Source organism: Mesorhizobium sp. CNPSo 4684 (assembly GCF_057784315.1).
The window spans coordinates 83928-101550 of sequence record NZ_JBWLUX010000024.1 but is presented as its reverse complement, the minus strand read 5'-3'; the positions used below and the strand labels follow the sequence as shown (position 1 = coordinate 101550).

At 63.4% G+C, this 17623-nt stretch carries 18 protein-coding genes and 1 tRNA gene; 7 read left to right on the top strand and 12 right to left on the bottom strand.

Annotation, left to right across the window (positions count from 1 at the left end; translation table 11 throughout):
- Positions 1-187: 187 nt before the first annotated feature.
- Positions 188-1321, bottom strand: coding sequence for an ornithine/lysine decarboxylase (gene odc2 / locus AC04SG_RS22055; RefSeq protein WP_488552778.1), 1134 nt, complete (start codon positions 1319-1321; stop codon positions 188-190).
- A 539-nt stretch (positions 1322-1860) separates the two neighbouring features.
- Between odc2 and AC04SG_RS22050 the strand changes: the two genes are divergently transcribed.
- The 4 genes from AC04SG_RS22050 (at position 1861) to AC04SG_RS22035 (ending at position 5896) form a co-directional block, all read left to right on the top strand.
- Complete coding sequence (locus tag AC04SG_RS22050; protein ID WP_488552777.1) at positions 1861-3060, top strand: amidase; 1200 nt, start codon at positions 1861-1863, stop codon at positions 3058-3060.
- 3 nt (positions 3061-3063) lie between these two features.
- Positions 3064-3963, top strand: coding sequence for a LysR family transcriptional regulator (locus AC04SG_RS22045; protein ID WP_488552776.1), 900 nt, complete (start codon positions 3064-3066; stop codon positions 3961-3963).
- An 89-nt stretch (positions 3964-4052) separates the two neighbouring features.
- Positions 4053-4721: a DUF1007 family protein gene (locus tag AC04SG_RS22040; protein ID WP_488552775.1), complete on the top strand. Its 669-nt coding sequence runs from the start codon at positions 4053-4055 to the stop codon at positions 4719-4721.
- An 8-nt stretch (positions 4722-4729) separates the two neighbouring features.
- On the top strand, positions 4730-5896 hold the full coding sequence (locus tag AC04SG_RS22035) for a nickel/cobalt transporter (RefSeq protein ID WP_488552810.1): 1167 nt from the start codon (positions 4730-4732) through the stop codon (positions 5894-5896).
- Between the two features lie 10 nt (positions 5897-5906).
- Here AC04SG_RS22035 and denD read toward each other — a convergent pair whose 3' ends face one another.
- Genes denD through AC04SG_RS22015 form a run of 4 tightly spaced genes read right to left on the bottom strand, consistent with a single transcriptional unit; the run spans position 5907 to position 8855 of the window.
- Entirely contained in the window at positions 5907-6890 is a 984-nt protein-coding gene (gene denD, locus AC04SG_RS22030) for a D-erythronate dehydrogenase (protein WP_192254497.1), read from the bottom strand.
- A gap of 14 nt (positions 6891-6904) precedes the next feature.
- The gene (locus AC04SG_RS22025; protein WP_488552774.1) at positions 6905-7111 is read right to left on the bottom strand and encodes a hypothetical protein; all 207 of its coding nucleotides are present in this window, start codon (positions 7109-7111) and stop codon (positions 6905-6907) included.
- Positions 7112-7170: 59 nt separating this feature from the next.
- Positions 7171-8154: a cation diffusion facilitator family transporter gene (locus AC04SG_RS22020; protein ID WP_488552773.1), complete on the bottom strand. Its 984-nt coding sequence runs from the start codon at positions 8152-8154 to the stop codon at positions 7171-7173.
- A 14-nt stretch (positions 8155-8168) separates the two neighbouring features.
- Positions 8169-8855 carry a GNAT family N-acetyltransferase gene (locus AC04SG_RS22015; RefSeq protein WP_488552772.1) on the bottom strand — a complete coding sequence of 229 codons (687 nt, stop codon included), beginning with the start codon at positions 8853-8855 and terminating at the stop codon, positions 8169-8171.
- Positions 8856-8937: 82 nt separating this feature from the next.
- Between AC04SG_RS22015 and AC04SG_RS22010 the strand changes: the two genes are divergently transcribed.
- Positions 8938-10128 (top strand): pyridoxal phosphate-dependent aminotransferase, encoded by a 1191-nt coding sequence (locus tag AC04SG_RS22010; protein ID WP_488552771.1) that lies wholly within the window; start codon positions 8938-8940, stop codon positions 10126-10128.
- Between the two features lie 22 nt (positions 10129-10150).
- On the opposite strand, the gene AC04SG_RS22005 is transcribed toward AC04SG_RS22010, so the two are convergent.
- The 3 genes from AC04SG_RS22005 to AC04SG_RS21995 form a co-directional block, all read right to left on the bottom strand.
- Positions 10151-10792, bottom strand: coding sequence for a DUF4304 domain-containing protein (locus tag AC04SG_RS22005; RefSeq protein ID WP_488552770.1), 642 nt, complete (start codon positions 10790-10792; stop codon positions 10151-10153).
- A gap of 15 nt (positions 10793-10807) precedes the next feature.
- Complete coding sequence (locus AC04SG_RS22000) at positions 10808-11569, bottom strand: SDR family oxidoreductase (protein ID WP_488552769.1); 762 nt, start codon at positions 11567-11569, stop codon at positions 10808-10810.
- Positions 11570-11817: 248 nt separating this feature from the next.
- Positions 11818-12555, bottom strand: a complete 738-nt coding sequence (locus tag AC04SG_RS21995) for a tellurite resistance TerB family protein (RefSeq protein WP_352586285.1) — start codon at positions 12553-12555, stop codon at positions 11818-11820.
- 202 nt (positions 12556-12757) lie between these two features.
- Between AC04SG_RS21995 and AC04SG_RS21990 the strand changes: the two genes are divergently transcribed.
- Positions 12758-13120 (top strand): YybH family protein, encoded by a 363-nt coding sequence (locus tag AC04SG_RS21990; protein ID WP_488552768.1) that lies wholly within the window; start codon positions 12758-12760, stop codon positions 13118-13120.
- Between the two features lie 24 nt (positions 13121-13144).
- Here the strand turns inward: AC04SG_RS21990 and trhO are convergent, their stop codons facing one another.
- On the bottom strand, positions 13145-14077 hold the full coding sequence (gene trhO, locus AC04SG_RS21985; RefSeq protein ID WP_488552767.1) for an oxygen-dependent tRNA uridine(34) hydroxylase TrhO: 933 nt from the start codon (positions 14075-14077) through the stop codon (positions 13145-13147).
- A 177-nt stretch (positions 14078-14254) separates the two neighbouring features.
- On the opposite strand from trhO, the gene AC04SG_RS21980 reads away from it, so the two are divergent.
- Positions 14255-14893 carry a 2-dehydro-3-deoxy-phosphogluconate aldolase gene (locus AC04SG_RS21980; RefSeq protein ID WP_488552766.1) on the top strand — a complete coding sequence of 213 codons (639 nt, stop codon included), beginning with the start codon at positions 14255-14257 and terminating at the stop codon, positions 14891-14893.
- Positions 14894-14955: 62 nt separating this feature from the next.
- Here AC04SG_RS21980 and AC04SG_RS21975 read toward each other — a convergent pair whose 3' ends face one another.
- The 3 genes from AC04SG_RS21975 to mepK form a co-directional block, all read right to left on the bottom strand.
- On the bottom strand, positions 14956-15150 hold the full coding sequence (locus tag AC04SG_RS21975) for a hypothetical protein (protein WP_488552765.1): 195 nt from the start codon (positions 15148-15150) through the stop codon (positions 14956-14958).
- Positions 15151-15285: 135 nt separating this feature from the next.
- Positions 15286-15359, bottom strand: a tRNA-Gln gene (locus AC04SG_RS21970).
- A gap of 116 nt (positions 15360-15475) precedes the next feature.
- A complete protein-coding gene (gene mepK / locus AC04SG_RS21965) occupies positions 15476-17305 on the bottom strand; it encodes a peptidoglycan L,D-endopeptidase MepK (protein ID WP_488552809.1) in 1830 nt (609 codons plus the stop codon).
- Positions 17306-17623 lie beyond the last annotated feature (318 nt).

Sequence of the window (17623 nt, the reverse complement as noted above, 5' to 3'; positions counted from 1 at the left end):
TCGAGGCAGCCGAGGCGACCCCTTCTGGCCTGCCGGCCATCTCAAGGGGGGAGATCCCCACGGCACCGTCAATGTAATTTGCAACGTCCATTTCCGCGATCCTTCACGAGCGGAGCTTGTTCCACAGGCGAACCCAAGTGGGCGACAAACGCCCACATGGGATGATCTGATCGGTCCTTTCGAACCGTCAGATCACGTAGGATCGGAGAGGCTCGAAGCCGTTGAAGGCGACCGCCGAGTAGGTGGTCGTGTAGGCGCCGGTGCCTTCGATCAGCACCTCGTCGCCGATGGTCAGCGACAAGGGCAGCGGATACGGCGTCTTCTCGTACATCACGTCGGCCGAATCGCAGGTCGGGCCGGCGAGCACGCAAGGCGCCGTCTCCGAACCGTCATGGCGCGTGACGAGCGGGTAGCGGATCGCCTCGTCCATCGTCTCGGCCAGACCGCCGAACTTGCCGATGTCGAGGAACACCCAGCGCATATTGTCGTTGTCGGCCTTCTTGGAGATCAGCACGACTTCAGACTTAATGACGCCGGCATTGCCGACCATGCCGCGGCCCGGCTCGATGATGGTCTCCGGGATGGCGTTGCCGAAATGCTTGCGCAGGGCCGAGAAGATCGCCTGGCCATAGGCCTGGGCCGCCGGCACGTCACGCAGATAGCGCGTCGGGAAACCGCCGCCCATATTGACCATCTTCAACACGATGCCTTCATCGGCAAGCGTGGCGAACACCTTCTTGGCGTCGGCCAGCGCACGGTCCCAAGCCGTCAGGTCGGTCTGCTGCGAGCCGACATGGAACGACACGCCATAGGCGTCGAGGCCGAGCGTCTTGGCATGGCGCAGCACGTCGACGGCCATCGCCGGCACGCAGCCGAACTTGCGCGACAGCGGCCATTCGGCGCCTTCGCCATCGGTCAGGACGCGGCAGAACACGCGCGCGCCGGGAGCGACGCGAGCGATCTTGTCGACCTCCTCGACGCAATCGACCGCGAACAGCCGGATGCCGAGCTGGTAGGCGCGTGCAATGTCACGCTCCTTCTTGATGGTGTTGCCGAAGGAGATGCGGTCCGCCGGCGCACCGGCGTCCATCGCCATCTCGACTTCGGCAACGGAAGCGGTGTCGAAGGACGAGCCCATCGCAGCAAGGAGGCGCAGGATTTCCGGCGCCGGGTTTGCTTTCACCGCATAGTAGATCCTGGAATCGGGCAGCGCTTTTTCGAAGGCGCGGAAATTGTCGCGCACGACATCGAGGTCGACGACGAGGCAGGGGCCGGACGGACGTCGGGTGGCGAGGAAGTCGAGGATGCGCTGGGTGGCCATCGGGGTCTCTCCATAGCGCCTTTCGGCGCGCACAAGGGTGCGGACGCGGGCTGTCGGCCTCGCGAACACGCAGTCAAACAAAGGCGGGACGTCGAATTCATGGAACCAGCCGGTGGAGACCCCGGAACCATGAAACGCCGTCTCGCGGCGATGAACCTTGGCCTTGCCCGGCCTCGGTTCGCTTTGTCTGCCTTGGCTTGGATGGGAGACCCGTCCGCACTGCCGGCAATGAAGGTGTGCCTCTTTAGTAACCCCGGTCTTTGGACAACCGGAAGAGAACCAGAAAGGCCCGCACCGTCGTTGCTTCAAGGTGTCCTCGGGCTGGCGGTTGGCCGCTAGACCGACTGGAGGGGTTGGCTCCAGTTACCTTACCGATTTCCCTCACCATTCGAGGATCGGCGGACACCCACAGGCACGTGCGACTTTGGGCAAGCGCGATATAAGATCGAAAGATTTCACAATCAATAAAAATCGTATCCCAGGTTGTAAAATTTCTGGCATCGAACAATGCTGCGCCAACCGTATCCGGATATCGAACGATGACAGGCACGCACGGCCCGCTCAACGCTTTCCTCAATCTGCGTCGAATGCCGGTCGCCAATGCGGAACTGGGGCCGCTGGCCGGGCTCAGGCTGGCCGTGAAGGACATTTACGACGTCGCCGGCTACCGTACCGGTTGCGGCAATCTGGCGAAGTTCAACGAGGCGCACGCAGCCTCCAGCACCGCACCCGCCGTGCAGATGATTCTCGATGCCGGCGCGCGCTTCATCGGCAAGACGCAGACCGACGAGTTCGCATTCTCGCTGATGGGCCAGAACGCGCATTTTCCGTTCCCGGTGAACCCGGTAGCACCCGATCGCGTCACCGGCGGATCGTCGTCTGGCTCGGCGGCGGCAGTGGCGGGCAAGCTTGCCGACATCGCCACCGGATCCGACACCGGCGGCTCGATCCGCGCGCCGGCGAGCTTTTGCGGGCTGATCGGGCTGCGCACCACGCATGGCCGCATTTCGCTCGAAGGCACGATGAAGCTGGCGCCGAGCTTCGACACGTTCGGCTGGTTCGCCGACGACATCGAAACCTATGAGACGATCGGCAAATTGCTGCTCCGCCGCGACCCGCACCAGCACCCGCTCAACCGGCCGCTTTCGATCCGCTGGCTGGACGCCTTCGTGGCAGGCCCGGACGAGGCAGCCGAATATGCCGGGATGAGAGCGCTGGCGGCCACTGTGGTCGGTGAACCGAAGCCGGTGGAATACGTCTTCGCTTCCGTCCCCGACGAGCTCTACTGGTGCTTTCGCCGGCTGCAGGCCGCCGAAGCCTGGCAGCAGCACGGCGCCTGGATCGTGTCGGGCGAGCGCCATCTCGGGCCGGGCGTCGAGGAACGCTTTGGCTTTGGCCGGACGATCGACGCCAAGACGGTGCAGGCCGAGGCGGTGCGCCGCCTGACCTTCCGCTCCGAGCTTGCCGCCCTGCTCGACCAGGACGGATTTCTGGTCCTGCCGACGGTTCCAGGCCCCGCGCCTCTGGTCAAAGGCGAGCCACAGCAGCTTCAGGCCTACCGCGAAAGGGCCTTGCATCTTTTGTGTCTTTCGGGTCTTTCAGGCTTTCCGCAAATCACCCTGCCGCTGGGCTCGGTCGACGGCGCCCCTTTCGGCCTCTCGCTTCTCGGCCCTCCCGGCAGCGACATTGCCCTGATACGGCTCGGCCGGCGGCTTCTCGATACGGCACGAAAGGCCTGATCCATGGACACACTGACCCGCATGCGCGCCTTCATCGACGTCGTCGAGGCCGAAGGTTTTTCCGCCGCTGCGCGCAAGATCGGCCGCTCCAAGGCGCTGCTGTCGAAATATGTGCGCGAACTCGAAGACGAACTCGGCGCGCTGCTGCTCAACCGCACCACACGGCAGTTCTCGATGACCGAGGCCGGCCATACCTATTACAGCCGCGCTTCGGAAATCGTGCGTGAGGTCGACAGCCTGGCCGACGCCGTGCGCGAGTCCTCCGGCGATGTGCGCGGCCGGATCAAGCTGTCCGCGGCACGCACCTTTGCCGATGCGCCGATCGGCCAGTCGCTGATCGACTTCGCCAAGCAGCATCCCGACATCGTGCTCGACATCCATCTCGACGACCGTTTTGTCGATCTGGTCGAGGAGGGTTTCGATCTTGCGGTACGCATCTCGCGGCTGGAAAACTCCTCGCTGATCGCTCGACGCCTTGGACCATTTTCGGTCAGGCTGTGCGCATCGCCGGAACTGATCGCCAAGCACGGCAAGCCGACGCGCCCGCAGGATCTTGCCAACATGCCCTGCATCGTCGACACCAATGGCCGTTCGCTCGCCAACTGGCGCTTCAAGGGCGAGGGCGAGGAGTCGGTCAGCGTCAATGTGTCGGGTCCGATCGAGGTCAACAGTCCGATGGCCGCGCGTGCCGCCGCCGTGTCGGGCCTGGGCTTCGCCATCCTGCCCGATTTCATCGCCGCCCCCGACCTCGCATCGGGCGAGCTCGTGTCCTTGCTCGACGACCGCATCCAGTCGGGCAGCGGCATTTTCGCCGTCTATCCGCATCGCCGTTATCTGCCGGCCAAGGTCCGCGTTTTCGTCGATTTCCTGGTGCAGTGGTTCAAGAACCGCGAAGGCGCCTGACCTGTCTTAGCTCTGTCGCGGTCCCAATTTCGCCCGCTTTCTGGTAACCTCTCGAAATCTCTCCGAGGCCGATGGAACAGCGACCGAGAATGCACTTGAAACAGCACGCAATCATGCTGGCTTCGGCCTTGGCGGCGCCTTTTGCCGCCGTCGGAGCGGCTGGCGCGCATCCTCACGTCTTTGCCGAGGCCCGCCTCGACGTGATCCTCTCGCCGGATCACCAAAGTGTGAAAGCGCTGCGCCACCTCTGGCGCTTCGACGATTTGTTTTCGAGTACGGTGATGATGGAGTTCGACAAGAACTCCGACCTGAAGCTTGACGACAAGGAGCTGAAGGATGTCGCCGACACCGTCCATGCCTCGCTGGCCGAGTTCAACTATTTCCAGCTCGTCACCGTCAACGGCAAGGACGTGCCGATGACGCCGCCGCCGCACCTGATGGCCAATTTCGACAATGACCAGCTGATCATCCTGTTCGAATCCGAGCCGAAGGAGCCGATCAAGCTCGCCGGCAAGATCGATTTCGGTGTCTACGATCCGACCTTCTACACGGCCATCGATTTCACCGAGGATTCCAACATCACCGTCGAAGGCCTGCCCTCGAACTGCACCAGCAAGGTCATCCGGCCCGATCCGGACGAGGCTATCAAGGAAAACCAGAAGACCCTGACGGAAGCTTTCTTCAACGACCCGACAGGCACCGACATGAGCAAGATCTTCGCCACCAAGCTCGAACTGAACTGCCCGCCAGAAGGATAGATCCGGTGATGAAACCGTCCCTGCGTTTGGCGTTCGGCCTCGTGGCCGCTGCCCTGGTGATGACGCACTTTCTCGGGCAGGCCCACGCCCAAAGTTCGCTCGGCATCGGCGTCAATGACGGCATGGCGCCGACCACCGGACTGTTCGCGCACATCCTGATGTGGATCAATCTCAGGCAGCAGGAATTTTATCGCGCGCTGGCCATGGCGATGAAAGCGATGCGCGAGGACGGCAGCAAGATGTGGCTGCTGATAGGCCTGTCCTTCGCCTACGGCATTTTCCACGCCGCCGGCCCCGGCCACGGCAAGGCGGTGATCTCGTCCTACATGGTGGCCAATGAAGTGGCGCTCAAGCGCGGCATCCTGTTGTCCTTCGTCTCGGCGCTGCTGCAGGGCCTGACCGCGGTCGTGGTGATGCTGCTTGCCTATTTCGTGTTGCGCGGCACCGCCATCTCGATGACCGACGCGGCCTGGTTCATGGAGATCATGAGCTATATCTTCGTCACTCTGTTCGGCGCCTGGCTGCTGTGGCGCAAGCTCGGGCCAACGGTCCTGCGCTGGTTCGGCAAGGCGCCCGCCTACAGCCTGTCGGCCGCCCATGCCGGTCATTCCCATGGCGGCCATGCCGGCCATTCTCACGCCGGTCACTCGCATGCTCCTCACAGCCATGCGGCGCATGCGCATTCGCATGCCCTGCATGTGCATGACGACCATGACCACGACCATCACGATCACGCTGCGCACGATCATTCCCATCACGACCACGCCCATCATGACCACGCGGCGGGCGAGGTCTGCGACACCTGTGGCCATTCGCATGCGCCCGATCCGGCGCTGCTGTCGGGCGACCGCTTCGACTGGCGCACGGCGTGGTCGGCTGTGGCCGCTGTCGGCATCCGCCCCTGCTCCGGCGCGCTGATTGTGCTCAGCTTCGCGCTGCTCAACGGCCTGTGGCTGGGCGGCCTGCTGTCGGTGCTGGCAATGTCGCTCGGCACCGCCATCACCGTCTCGGCGCTGGCAACGATTGCGGTGACGGCCAAGAACTGGGCGGTCTATTTCGCCGGCGATGGCCGCATGGGCAACCGCATCCATACGTTCGTCGAGATCGGCGGCGCCGCCTTCGTCTTCCTGTTCGGACTATTGCTCCTGTCGGCGAGCCTGGCCGGCAGCGTTTGACGCTAACGGGTCAGCCCTGACCCGCTATCTTCCCGCCCAGCTCATCCTCGATATGGGCACGGATGATCTCATCGAAGCTTTTTTCGGCGCTGAAGCCGAGGTCTCTTGAGCGCCGCGCCTCGAAGCGCGTCGGCCAGCCCTTGACGATTGCCCAGATCGTTTCGTCGGGCTGTTCGCGGATCAGCTTCACGACTTCGGCGCCGGCAATACGTTCCAGCGCCTCGATCTGCTCGCCGACGGTGACGGCAACGCCGGGCATGGTGAGGTTGCGGCGCGGCCCGACTGCGGCACCATCGATCCCCGCGGCATGGATCAGGAAATTCACCGCCGAGCGCGGGCTGGCATGGGTGTGCAGCACCGAACGCGGCACCGGCAGGATCGCCTCCTGGCCGCTGAGCGGCTCGCGAATGATGCCCGAGAAGAAGCCCGAAGCCGCCTTGTTCGGCTTGCCGGGCCGCACGCAGATAGTCGGCAGCCGGATGCCGATGCCGTCGAAGAAGCCGCGCCTGGAATAGTCTGCCAGCAGCGCCTCGCTCATCTGCTTCTGGGTGCCATAGGAGGTCAGCGGCGTCGGGTGGAAGTCATCCGGGATGACATCCGGGAACGGCGCCCCGAACACGGCGATCGATGAGGTGAAGACGAGGCGTGGTGCAAAGCCTGCCAGCCGCACGGCGTCGAACAGCGCCCTGGTGCCATCGAGGTTGACGCGGTAGCCGAGATCGAAATTGGCTTCCGCCTCGCCCGACACGATGCCGGCGAGATGGAACATCACGTCGGGGCGTGAAGCGACCAGGCTCACGGCGGCACCGGCGTCGGCAAGGTCGCCGGTATGCGTGGCGATGCTCACACCCTCCATCGCCGGCGCCTGCGGCGGCACGATGTCGTGCAGGTCGAGCGCCGTGATCTTGCGGCCGTTGAGCGTGCCGTCCTTGGCCAGCCGGGCGATGAGTTTGCGGCCGACCATGCCGGCCGCGCCAGTAATCAGGATGCGCATGTCGAAAAAGCCTCTTATTTGCCCTTGTTCTGGCTGCGGCTCCGCAACCAGAACACCAGAAAGAATGCCAGCACGAAGCCGATGCCGACGATGCCGGCAAGGACGGTCGAGACATTGCCGAGCGCCAGCATCACCGTCGGCAGATTGTAGGCCGCAATGCCGAACAGCAGCATGATCCAGGCTGCGGCAATCAGCGCGTTTCTGTTGTCGCGATCCATCATGCCGTCCCGCCGTCGCGGGAACTCGTCAACTGGGATGCCAATGCCATGAAAATTCCCTGTCAGTGGTAATGGCCGTGATGCGGCGGCGCACCATGGTCGTGGTCATGATCGTGGTCGTGTTCGTCATGGCTGTCGGCGCATTGGCCGAATTCCGGCTCGACGGTGGCGTGGCTGATGCCGTGCTCGGCGGCGAGCCGCTTCTTGATGGCGCTGACCGCCTGATGCGCATCGACGCCATCGTTGAGGCAGGCATGCAACGTCGCCATGTTGCTGGAGCCGTCGAGCGACCAGACATGCATATGATGCACTTCGCGCACGCCCTTGACGGTGCCGGCAATGTCCTTGGCAATGAGGTCGCGGTCGAGGCTCGCCGGCACGCCTTCGAGCAGGACATGGGCGGCTTCGCGCATCAGCGACCAGGCGGTCGACAGGATCAGCACCGAGACCAGCACCGACAGGATCGGATCGATCGGCGTCCAGCCGGTCGCCAGGATGACCAGCGCCGCCACGATCGCCGCCGCCGAGCCGAGCAGGTCGCCCAGCACATGCAGGATGGCGCCGCGCATGTTGAGGCTGTCGCGGTCGCCGCCATGCAGCACGAAGAACGATGCGATGTTGACTAGAAGGCCGGCGATCGCCACCACCAGCATCGGCCCGCCCAGCACCGGCGCCGGCGTCATCAGGCGGCCCCAGGCCTCGTAGATGATCCACAGCGCGATGGCGAAGATGGCGATGCCGTTGGTGTAGGCGACCAGCGTCTTGACCCGGCCGAAGCCATAGGTGAGGCGCACCGTCGCCGGCCGTCCGCCCAGATGGAAGGCATACCAGGCAAGGCCAAGCGCGATGGAGTCGGCCAGCATATGACCGGCATCGGCCAGCAGCGCCAGCGATCCCGTCAGCAGGCCGCCCAGCACTTCGGCAACCATGAAGCCGGCGGTCAGGCAAGCCGCGATCAGCACGCGTTTCTTGTCGGTCGAACCATGCACATGACCGGCGCCGTGGCTGTGGCCAGCGTGCGAACCGTGATCATGGCTGTGCGCCATCGCCTAAACTCCTGCTACGCGCCGAACTCGGCGCGGAAATCCTCGAGCCGCCGCTTCTGCCGGCCTTCGCCATCGAAATTGGCCGGATCGAGCCAGGCATCGTAGGCTTTGCGAAGCGCCGGCCATTCCTTGTCGATGATCGAGTACCACGCGGTATCGCGGTTTTCACCCTTGACCACAAGATGCTGGCGGAAAATGCCCTCGAACTTGAAGCCGAACCGTTCCGCCGCGCGTTTCGAGGGTTCGTTGCGGTTGTTGCATTTCCACTCGTAGCGGCGATAGCCGAGCCCGTCGAAAATGTATTTCATGAACAGGAACTGCGCTTCGGTTGCCGCAGGTTTGCGTGAGATCAGCGGACCCCAATAGATGTTGCCGATCTCGATGACTCCATAGGCTGGATCGATGCGCATCAGCGTCTGCCGCCCGGCGACCTTGCCGCTGGCCTTGTCGATGACCGTGAAGAACAGCGGATCCTCACTTGCCTCGACCTTGTCCAGCCATGGCTGGAAATCGGCGCGGGTCTGCGGCGGATAGTCGGGCAGCCAGGCAAAGCGGCCGTCGATATCGGGCACGGATGACGCCTCGTAGAGGCCGTCGCCATGCTTTTCGGCGCTCAGCGGCTCCAGCCTGACATAGCGGCCATCGATGGCCTTGCGCTCAGGCCGCGGACGCGCTTGCCAGTCTTTGAGATTTTCAGACACGTAAACTCCAATCCGTTTGACTTTTGTGAGCAGACGCTCACAAAAACGCGACCCAACAGTAAGAACCACACGGACGGGAAAAATGCTCCACACGATTTCGGCCTTCGACCGTCTCGGCGAGGAAAACGCCTTTGCCGTGCTCGCGAGGGCGACGGCGCTGGCTCAACAAGGCCGCGACATCGTCAATCTCGGCATTGGCCAGCCCGACTTCAAAACCCCGCAGCACATTGTCGAAGCAGCGATCAAGGCCCTGCGCGACGGCCACCACGGCTATACCCCTGCCAACGGCCTGTTGGCGACGCGCGAGGCGGTGGTGCGGCGCACGCTGACCACCACCGGCGTCGAGGTCTCGGCCGAGAATGTGATGATCCTGCCCGGCGGCAAGCCGACCATGTTCGCGGCCATCCTGATGTTCGGAGAACCGGGCGCCGAAATTCTCTATCCCGATCCCGGCTTTCCGATCTACCGCTCGATGATCGAATTCACCGGCGCTGCACCCATTCCCGTGCCGATCCGCGAGGAGAACGGCTTTGCCTTCTCGGCTGAGGAGACGCTGGCGCTGATCACGTCGAAGACCAGGCTCCTGATCCTCAACTCGCCAGCCAACCCGACCGGCGGCGTGACACCGCGCCCCGAGATCGAGAAGCTGGTCAAGGGACTGGAGAAGCACCCGCAGGTCGCCATCCTCTCCGACGAGATCTACGACGTCATGACCTATGACGACGAGACGCATTTTTCGCTGCTCAATTTCCCCGAAATCCGCGACCGGTTGATCGTGCTCAATGGCTGGTCGAAGACCTGGGCGATGACGGGCTGGCGCATGGGCTGGTCGATCTGGCCGAACGGCGACAAGGGCGCCCATCTCTACGACAAGGTGCGCAAGCTGGCGGTCAATTGCTGGTCCTGCGTCAACGCCCCCAGCCAGTTCGCCGGCATCGCGGCCATCGACGGCCCGCAGGACGATGTCGACAAGATGATGCGCGCTTTCGACAACCGCAGGAAGATCGTGGTCGAGGGGCTGAATGCTCTGCCCGGCGTGTCCTGCATCACGCCCAAGGGCGCCTTCTATGCTTTCCCCAATGTCTCCAAGACCGGCTGGAAGGCCAAGAAACTTGCCTCGGCGCTGCTCGAGGATGCCGGCGTGGCGCTGATCGGCGGCCCCGATTTCGGCATTCTCGGCGAAGGCTATATCAGGCTCTCCTACGCCAATTCCGAAGAGAACATCTTGCGCGCGCTGGAACGGATCGAGGCGTTTTTGAAGAAAAAAGCCTAGAGATAATCCGGTGGCCTTCGCGCTAATGGAGCCGATGAATCCGACTGTTTCGGTTGTACCAATGTTCGAGAAGTTCGTTGTGTCGGTCAGATTCGATAGCGCTGATGAGCGTTTCCGCGCGTTCGATACAGACGGCGCACCACTCTCGCCCGTCAGCGATGTAGTACGAGATTGCAGTTTTAAGAGCTTCGGTCGCCCGGGCCTTCTCAGCGGACCCGGCCTCGGCGCCTCCGATTTGAAACCATCGGTGGTGTTCTGATCCCCAGCGCTGGCCGAGCAAATATCGGGCATGCTGTTGGTAGCTGCTGTTCTCCGCAAAAAAGGGCAACGCTTGATCGATCGCAAGCTGAAGCATCGCGATGGCCGATTTTTCTGCATCGTCAGCGGACGCTGACGGCAACCAGACGTCGGCGCCATCAGGCGCCGCCAGCCGAAAACCAGGCTGAAGAACAGGCATGTCATTGCCCGCAATGCTAAACGCAGCGACGTTGACGCAGAAGTCGCGCGATCCGAACGCCGAAATCTGGAAATTGAACTCGTGCAGGATGCCGCCGCAAACTCGGATGAAATCACGACGGCCTGCTCGCTGAAAGCCCTGGTCGCGAATTGCCGAACGCCACACCCGGTCAACAGCTGGGGTAAGTAAGTCCCGCAACTTCGCCATCTGTGATGACCTGCACTACCCCCTGCCCACAAATGGCATCTTCGTCGCCATCACCGTCATGAACAGCACATTGGCGTCGAGCGGCAGGCTGGCCATGTGGACGACGGCATCGGCGACGCGCTGGACGTCCATCACCGCTTCGGGGGCGATCGAGCCGTTGGCCTGTGGCACGCCGACGGTCATCGCCTGCACCATGTCGGTCAGCGCATTGCCGATGTCGATCTGGCCGCAGGCGATGTCATAGGGTCGCCCGTCGAGCGCCAGCGTCTTGGTCAGCCCTGTTATCGCGTGCTTGGTCGCGGTGTAAGGCACTGAACCCGGCCGCGGCGCATAGGCCGACACTGAACCGTTGTTGATGATGCGGCCACCCATTGGCTTTTGTCTGCGCATGGCGCCGAAGGCGGCGCGGGCGCACAGGAACGATCCGGTGAGATTGACGCCGACAATGTCGTTCCAGACCTCGACCGGGATTTCGTCGATCGGTGTTGATTTGTAGCTCAGGCCGGCATTGTTGAAGAGCAGGTCGACGCGCCCGAAAGCCGCCGCCACCGTCTCGAATAGATCATCGACTTCGCCGGCCTTGCTGATGTCGCAGGCGACTGCCAGCGCCTTGGCATCCGTCTTGCCGGCTTCAGCGATCGCGGCGTCGAGCACCTGTTTGCGACGGCCGCAGAACACGGTGTTCCAGCCTGCCTTGAGCAGCGCCGTGGCGACGCTCTTGCCGATGCCGGTGCCGGCGCCGGTGACGATCGCGGTTTTCTCTGTGAGGGCTGTCATGATTTTGCTCCTGCGCACCGCGCATCCCCGGCACAGATCGGGATGCATCCGAATGCACCGAGGCATCGCAAATGACGGGGATCATGGCAAGCCGAACAACCTGTGATCGGCTGAACAAAAAGGGCGGTCATTGGCGACCGCCCTGATCTGAACCGGGCTTGGGAGGAGGAAAAGCCGATCCGACTGCTAGAATCATGCGCTTCCTCGGTAAACGAGACGTTAACGCATTTCCAGCCCGGCCGCGCTTCCTACCAGCGCGGGTTCGGCGCGGTCCCGGCCGGGGCCGGCACCTTGGCCGCCGACACGGTCGCCTCGACATGGTCGACCAGCGCATCCGGCAGGCCGAGCCGGCCGGCGAGCAGGTCGAGATAGCCGCGTTCGGCGCGCGTATCGGGATCGATGGTCAGCCGCGACGCCGTATAGAGCTCGAGCCTCTGCTCATCGGTCTTGGCGCCGGCGACCAGCGTGTCGAGATCGAGCGGGCTGTCCAGCTCGGCCAACAGGAATTTTTCGGCATCGGAACCGACGCCGGCGAGCTTGAGCTTGCCGGCGATCTTTTCGCGTTCCTCGTCGTCGATATGGCCGTCGGCCTTCGCCGCCGAGATCATCGCCCGCACCAGCGTCAGCGTGAACTCATCCTCGCCCTGCGGCGCCTGCGAAGGATGGAAGCCGGTGTCGGCGGGCGGCGGCAGCAATTCCGGCTGGCCGGCGGCCGGCGCCTGCTCGGGGGCATTGCCGGCCTTGTAGTTCTGGTAGGCCTTGTAGGCGAGGCCGCCGATCGCGGCCAGTCCGCCGAGCTTGATGGCGGTGCCCGTCACCTGGCGTCCCGTGCCGGTCCCAAGCAGCACCGCGGCCAGCGCACCGGCGGCCAGCGGATTGTCCTTGGCCATCTGCACGGCCTGTCCTGCCTTGTCGCGGACGGTGCCGGTGGTGCCGGGGACTTGCGAGCCGAGCAGGTCGTCGAGAAGCTTCTTGGGGTCGAACATAGTACCTCCAGAAAAGGGCCAGTCAAACGTGGACGGGCGGGTTTTGGACGTTGCAGACGTAGGGCCCGCACATTGACATTACAATGACGGGCTCGCGCTTTGCTAACGGCGCCGGCAATGCCGAAAACTGAAATCGATGTGTCGATACCGGCCTCCGCTTGGGCTAGTGTCGCAGCCGAATTACCGAGGGAGGAGCTCTGCCGTGACCGATCAGCCTGGCCATGAACCGGCCCGTGACCCACAGGATCTGGAGCGCCTGCTGATCGACCGGCAATGGGTAGGAGACATTGACGGCATGGTGGCGCTGTTCGAACCCGACGCCGTCATCGACAGCGGCGAGGCAGAACTAATCCGTGGCCGCGAGGCGATCCGGGCACTGTTTGCCGCGTTTACCGCGAGCGGGCGAAAATTCCAGCGCGGCGAACAGCGCCCCGCGGCGATCAATGGCGATTTGGCGCTGACCTCGACCCGGCTTCCCGACGGCACGGTGACTTCGGAGGTCGCACGCCGACAGAGCGACGGCACATGGCTGTGGGTAATCGACCGCTATTCCGTCGCGTGGTGATGCAGCCAGGCCGTTGCCCCGACGCTAGCTGCCGATATGCTCCCTGCCCTGCGCCTGCGCCAGTTCGACCTGGCGCTGGCGTTCGGCGTAACGGGTGCGATCCTCGTCCGAGCGGGCGTCATGGCAATGCGGGCATGACACGCCGGTGGTATAGCGCGGCGACAGCCGATCCTCCGGCGTCAGCGGATGCCGGCAGGCGCGGCACAGTTCAGCCTCGCCCTCGGTGAGTCCGTGCGACACCGAAACCCGCTCGTCGAAGACGAAACACTCGCCTTGCCACAGGCTGTCTTCGGCCGGCACCTCTTCGAGATATCTCAGGATGCCGCCCTTGAGATGGAACACATCCCTAAAGCCGAGCGACTTCACATAGGCCGTCGCCTTTTCGCAGCGTATGCCGCCGGTGCAGAACATCGCGACCTTGCGGCCATCGAGCTCGTCGCGATGCTTTTCGACCCAGGCCGGGAACTCGCGAAAGCTCGACGTGTGCGGGTCGATGGCACCCTCGAAAGTGCCGATCGACACTTCGTAAGCGTTGCGGGTGTCGATGACGATGGTGCCGGGGTCCGAGATCAGCGCGTTCCAGTCGGCCGGCGCGACATAGGTGCCGGCGCTGGTCGCCGGGTCGAGATCCTCGACGCCCATGGTGACGATCTCGCGCTTAAGCCGCACCTTCATGCGATGGAACGGCATTTCAGCGGCATGGCTGTATGTGACCTCGAGATCGGCGAGGCCTTCGATAGCCTCAAGATAATCGATCAGATCGGCGATATCGGTCTCGCTCCCGGCAACCGTGCCGTTGATGCCTTCCTGCGCCAGGAGCAGCGTCCCCTTGATGCCGCGGCCGCAGCAGAAGGCGGCGAGCGGCGTCCGCAAGGCCCGCAGCACCTCGAAGTCCCCCAGCCTCGCAAATTTGTAGAGCGCGGCGACGCGCACAGGGTCATGATTGGACAGTGTCATCGCCAAGCCACTAAACCGTGGTCAAAGCGGATTCAAGGCAAAGCCAACAAAGCCTTGTCGGCATTCGCTGAGAGGCTCGTGGGCCGGCAGATGTGACATCGCGGCAGGCCGGGTTTCGTGGACTCGGAATCTGCCTTCTGCTAATCGGTTGAAATCATCCCCAGGAGAGATAAGCCAATGCCCAGCAAGACCGAAAAGCTCCTGTCGCTGCTCAACGGCCAGCCGGTCATCCCGGTGTTGAAGATCGCCAATGTCGCAGACGCCGTGCCTCTCGCCCGGGCGCTCGCCGCCGGCGGCCTGCCGGCAATCGAAATCACGCTGAGAACCGCCGACGCCCTGGAAGCGATCCGCCGCGTTGCCGGAGAGGTCGAGGGCGCCATCGTCGGCTCCGGCACCATCCTCGATGCCAGGCAGTTCGACGAGGCAGCAGCAGCCGGCTCGAAATTCATCGTCAGCCCCGGCATCACGCGCGAACTGCTCGCGGCAGCCAAGGGCAGCGACGTTCCCCTGCTGCCTGGCGCCATCACGCCCGGCGAGATCATGGCCGCCCGCGAGGCCGGCCTGCGCTTCCTGAAATTCTTCCCGGCCGAACAGTCCGGCGGCATCGCCTCGCTGAAGGCTTTCGCCTCGCCACTGGCCGATGTGAAGTTCTGCCCGACCGGCGGTATCTCGGCCAAGAACGCCGCCGACTATCTCAGCCTGCCCAATGTCATCTGCGTCGGTGGTTCCTGGGTGGCGCCGGACGAGCTGGTCAAGGCCGGCAAGTGGGACGAGATCGAGGCGCTCGCCCGAGAAGCAAGCAAGCTCAAGAAGTAACGCCAGTCACGAAAAAACCGGCCGGCTTGCGCCGACCGGGTTTGCTGCTTGCAAAAATACGGTCAGTTACAGACCGTAACCTTCTTGACGATCTTGTGGTGATGCCGCCAGGTCGTGACCCACTTGGTCCGGCAGTGCTTCTTGTGCATATGCATATGATCTTGGGTCTGGATGACAATGGTTGCGGCCTGCGTCGGAGCGATTGCCGCCGAAGCCGTTGCCAATGCGATGGCCGACGCCAAAAGAATGTTTTTCATTGATATCCCCAGGTTGGAACGAACCCAGCCTAACCCGCAAAAAGGTCAGTCGTTCCGGCCTCACAAGAAGTTCAGCCGCGCGTGATCGGCCGGGCTGACCTGGCATGACTGCCTGTGATCGTAGATCGAGAGAGTTGGTTCCCGCTCATGGGCTCGAACCACGATTCACGCCTTCAAAGGGCGCTGTCCTACCATTAGACGAAGCGGGAATGCAGGCTGGTGGTTAGCATTCCGGGACGCTGGAAGCCAGTGCTGGAGATTCGCCAAAAACAAAAAACCGCGCGGGCTTCCCAGCGCGGCTTCGATGTTTACCCGGTCGAGGACCTTACTTCGTCTGGAAGCGGGCGACCGAAAGGAATTTCACGGCATTGCCGGTGAAGCGGTTGGCATCGGCCATCTGGTTGTCCGCCTGGAAGCCTGCGGTGTAGACCTCGCTCGGCGGCGTATGCACGATATTGTAGGCATAGCGCGGCGCAGTCGTCGGGCTGGAAACGGTGGCAATGTTGTCGCCGCTGCTCAGTGCCCATCGCGCCGCCTGCGGTTCGGCCGCCACCACGACGGCCTTCGGGCCGGGCTTCAGGTCGCGGGCCGAGGCCCTGGCTTCCTTGCGCGTGGTTTTCACGCCGGCGCCGATCACGGAGGCGGGATCGGTACCGGCCGGACGGGCAGCAATCGCGCCCCGCGGCGTTGCGGCATCGACGCCTGACGGATCGTTGAACGCCGAGCGCGGCTCGAGCGAGGCAACCTGATAGTCGTCGGTAACACCGGCGGCATCGGCGGCACTGGCCTGTTCGAGAACGGCCTTGACCTCATCCGGACGCTGCGACGGCAGCACCGAGAAGGCGTCGGTTGCGGTCTGCTTGTGGGCAGCCGTATCGGCCAGCGCCAGCAGCACGCCCTTATCCTGCGGCGAAAGCTCAGCCGGCGGGGAAGAGCGGTCGGGACGCCAGGTCGGCAACGGGACGTTGACGGCGACCTGCGCCGGAGCGGCAGCTTGATCGGCCCCCTGGTCAGCATTAGCCGGATCGGCCATGCCGAACGGCACATTGGCCGGCGCCTGCGCCGTCGCCACTGTCTGTTCGGTGGTGGCGTCGGCCATGCCGAACGGTACCGTCTCAGGCTGCTGCGCGCCGACATCGGCTTTCGGCCGCGGCGCGAAATCCGGCAGCGGCACTTCCTTGGCCGGCAGCGCCGCGATGATCGTCTCTGGTGTATCCTGCTGCGGCTCGGAATCGTCCGCGCTGTCGTCGGCAAGCTGCGGAATATTGGCGCGCTTCGCATTTTGCGGCGACACGATCGCGATGCCGGGCAGGTTGCTGTTGTTGTTGCTCCTGGCAGCCAGGACCGGCTTCACGCTTCTCGGCGACGGCGCGGCGGTCGCGACATCGGCGCTGTCGTCGGCTTCGTCTTCGCCGCCACCGCCAAAGAAAGCGGAAAGGAAGCCACCGGATTTCTTGGTGCTGCCGCCAGCGCTGGCCATCATGATGGCCGGAGAACCGGCGCCCTTGCGCGCCTTGTAGGCGGCGAGTGCCTGGTCATAGCCCGGCAGCGGCTTGCCGTCGCTCGGCACATGCAGCGTCTTGCCATTGGGGAACAGGCTGACCAGTTCCTGGCGGCTGATGCCGGGCCAATGGCGCACATTGCCGACGTCCATATGGACGAAGGGCGAGCCGGACGACGGATAATAGCCGACGCCGCCGCCCTGCATCTTGAGGCCGATGTTGCGCAGCTTCTTCAGCGGTACGCCCGGAATGTAGAAGTCCATCGCCTTGCCCAGCATGTGCTGGCTTTCCTTGGCGACACCTCGGCTGCGGCTGCGCAGCATCGAGTTGGTCGCCGGCGAGCGATAGCCGCAGACGACCTGGATGTAGTCTGTGGCGCCGGCCTGCCGATATGCTTCCCACACCAGGTCGAGCAGGCGCGGGTCCATCTTGGTCGGTTCGTTGCGACGCCAGTCGCGCAGAATGATGTTGATCTTCCTGAGACCTTCCGGATCGTAGCGGCCATTGCGCTTGTAGACGATCTCGGCCTTTTCGTGCGTGTGGAGGTGATAGAGTTTCAGCGAGCGCGTTTCGGCGCTTGCCCCGGCAGCAGTTGCGGCAAGGAAACCAAACGCAACGATCACCGCTGCCAGCCATCTCGGCCAGACGCCAATGTGATAGTGCCGCCCGTTGCTGTGTCGTTCGACTTTGTTCAAATCAAAAGGCCTTGCAGGCTGCCGTTTGTCCCCGGATTTGCCCAAACGGATGCGTGGTTCTCACATCCGAATATCGATCCTAATGGTTAATCATCGCTTATTGAAGCCGAAATGCGGTAACACCGTGGCGATATCCCGTCAAAAATAATACACAGGATTTCTTGGTAAACTGCTGGTTTAGATCAAGATTCAGCCTTTTGCCGCTACACGATCTGTTACTGTTAGCCTTAATGCGTGAACGGCGCCGTTCCGCATCGCCATATTTCCGCCCCAACC

Bases quoted from the DNA above. Each gene is read 5' to 3' on its own strand.
- denD (WP_192254497.1), bottom strand. From the start codon at position 6,890: ATGCGCATCCTGATTACTGGCGCGGCCGGCATGGTCGGCCGCAAACTC.
- AC04SG_RS22025 (WP_488552774.1), bottom strand. From the start codon at position 7,111: ATGATGGATCGCGACAACAGAAACGCGCTGATTGCCGCAGCCTGGATC.
- AC04SG_RS21975 (WP_488552765.1), bottom strand. From the start codon at position 15,150: ATGAAAAACATTCTTTTGGCGTCGGCCATCGCATTGGCAACGGCTTCG.
- AC04SG_RS21980 (WP_488552766.1), top strand. From the start codon at position 14,255: ATGCCCAGCAAGACCGAAAAGCTCCTGTCGCTGCTCAACGGCCAGCCG.
- AC04SG_RS22005 (WP_488552770.1), bottom strand. From the start codon at position 10,792: ATGGCGAAGTTGCGGGACTTACTTACCCCAGCTGTTGACCGGGTGTGG.
- AC04SG_RS22035 (WP_488552810.1), top strand. From the start codon at position 4,730: ATGAAACCGTCCCTGCGTTTGGCGTTCGGCCTCGTGGCCGCTGCCCTG.
- AC04SG_RS22020 (WP_488552773.1), bottom strand. From the start codon at position 8,154: ATGGCGCACAGCCATGATCACGGTTCGCACGCTGGCCACAGCCACGGC.
- AC04SG_RS22010 (WP_488552771.1), top strand. From the start codon at position 8,938: ATGCTCCACACGATTTCGGCCTTCGACCGTCTCGGCGAGGAAAACGCC.
- AC04SG_RS21995 (WP_352586285.1), bottom strand. From the start codon at position 12,555: ATGTTCGACCCCAAGAAGCTTCTCGACGACCTGCTCGGCTCGCAAGTC.
- AC04SG_RS22045 (WP_488552776.1), top strand. From the start codon at position 3,064: ATGGACACACTGACCCGCATGCGCGCCTTCATCGACGTCGTCGAGGCC.
- AC04SG_RS22040 (WP_488552775.1), top strand. From the start codon at position 4,053: ATGCACTTGAAACAGCACGCAATCATGCTGGCTTCGGCCTTGGCGGCG.
- AC04SG_RS22000 (WP_488552769.1), bottom strand. From the start codon at position 11,569: ATGACAGCCCTCACAGAGAAAACCGCGATCGTCACCGGCGCCGGCACC.
- AC04SG_RS22050 (WP_488552777.1), top strand. From the start codon at position 1,861: ATGACAGGCACGCACGGCCCGCTCAACGCTTTCCTCAATCTGCGTCGA.
- odc2 (WP_488552778.1), bottom strand. From the start codon at position 1,321: ATGGCCACCCAGCGCATCCTCGACTTCCTCGCCACCCGACGTCCGTCC.
- trhO (WP_488552767.1), bottom strand. From the start codon at position 14,077: ATGACACTGTCCAATCATGACCCTGTGCGCGTCGCCGCGCTCTACAAA.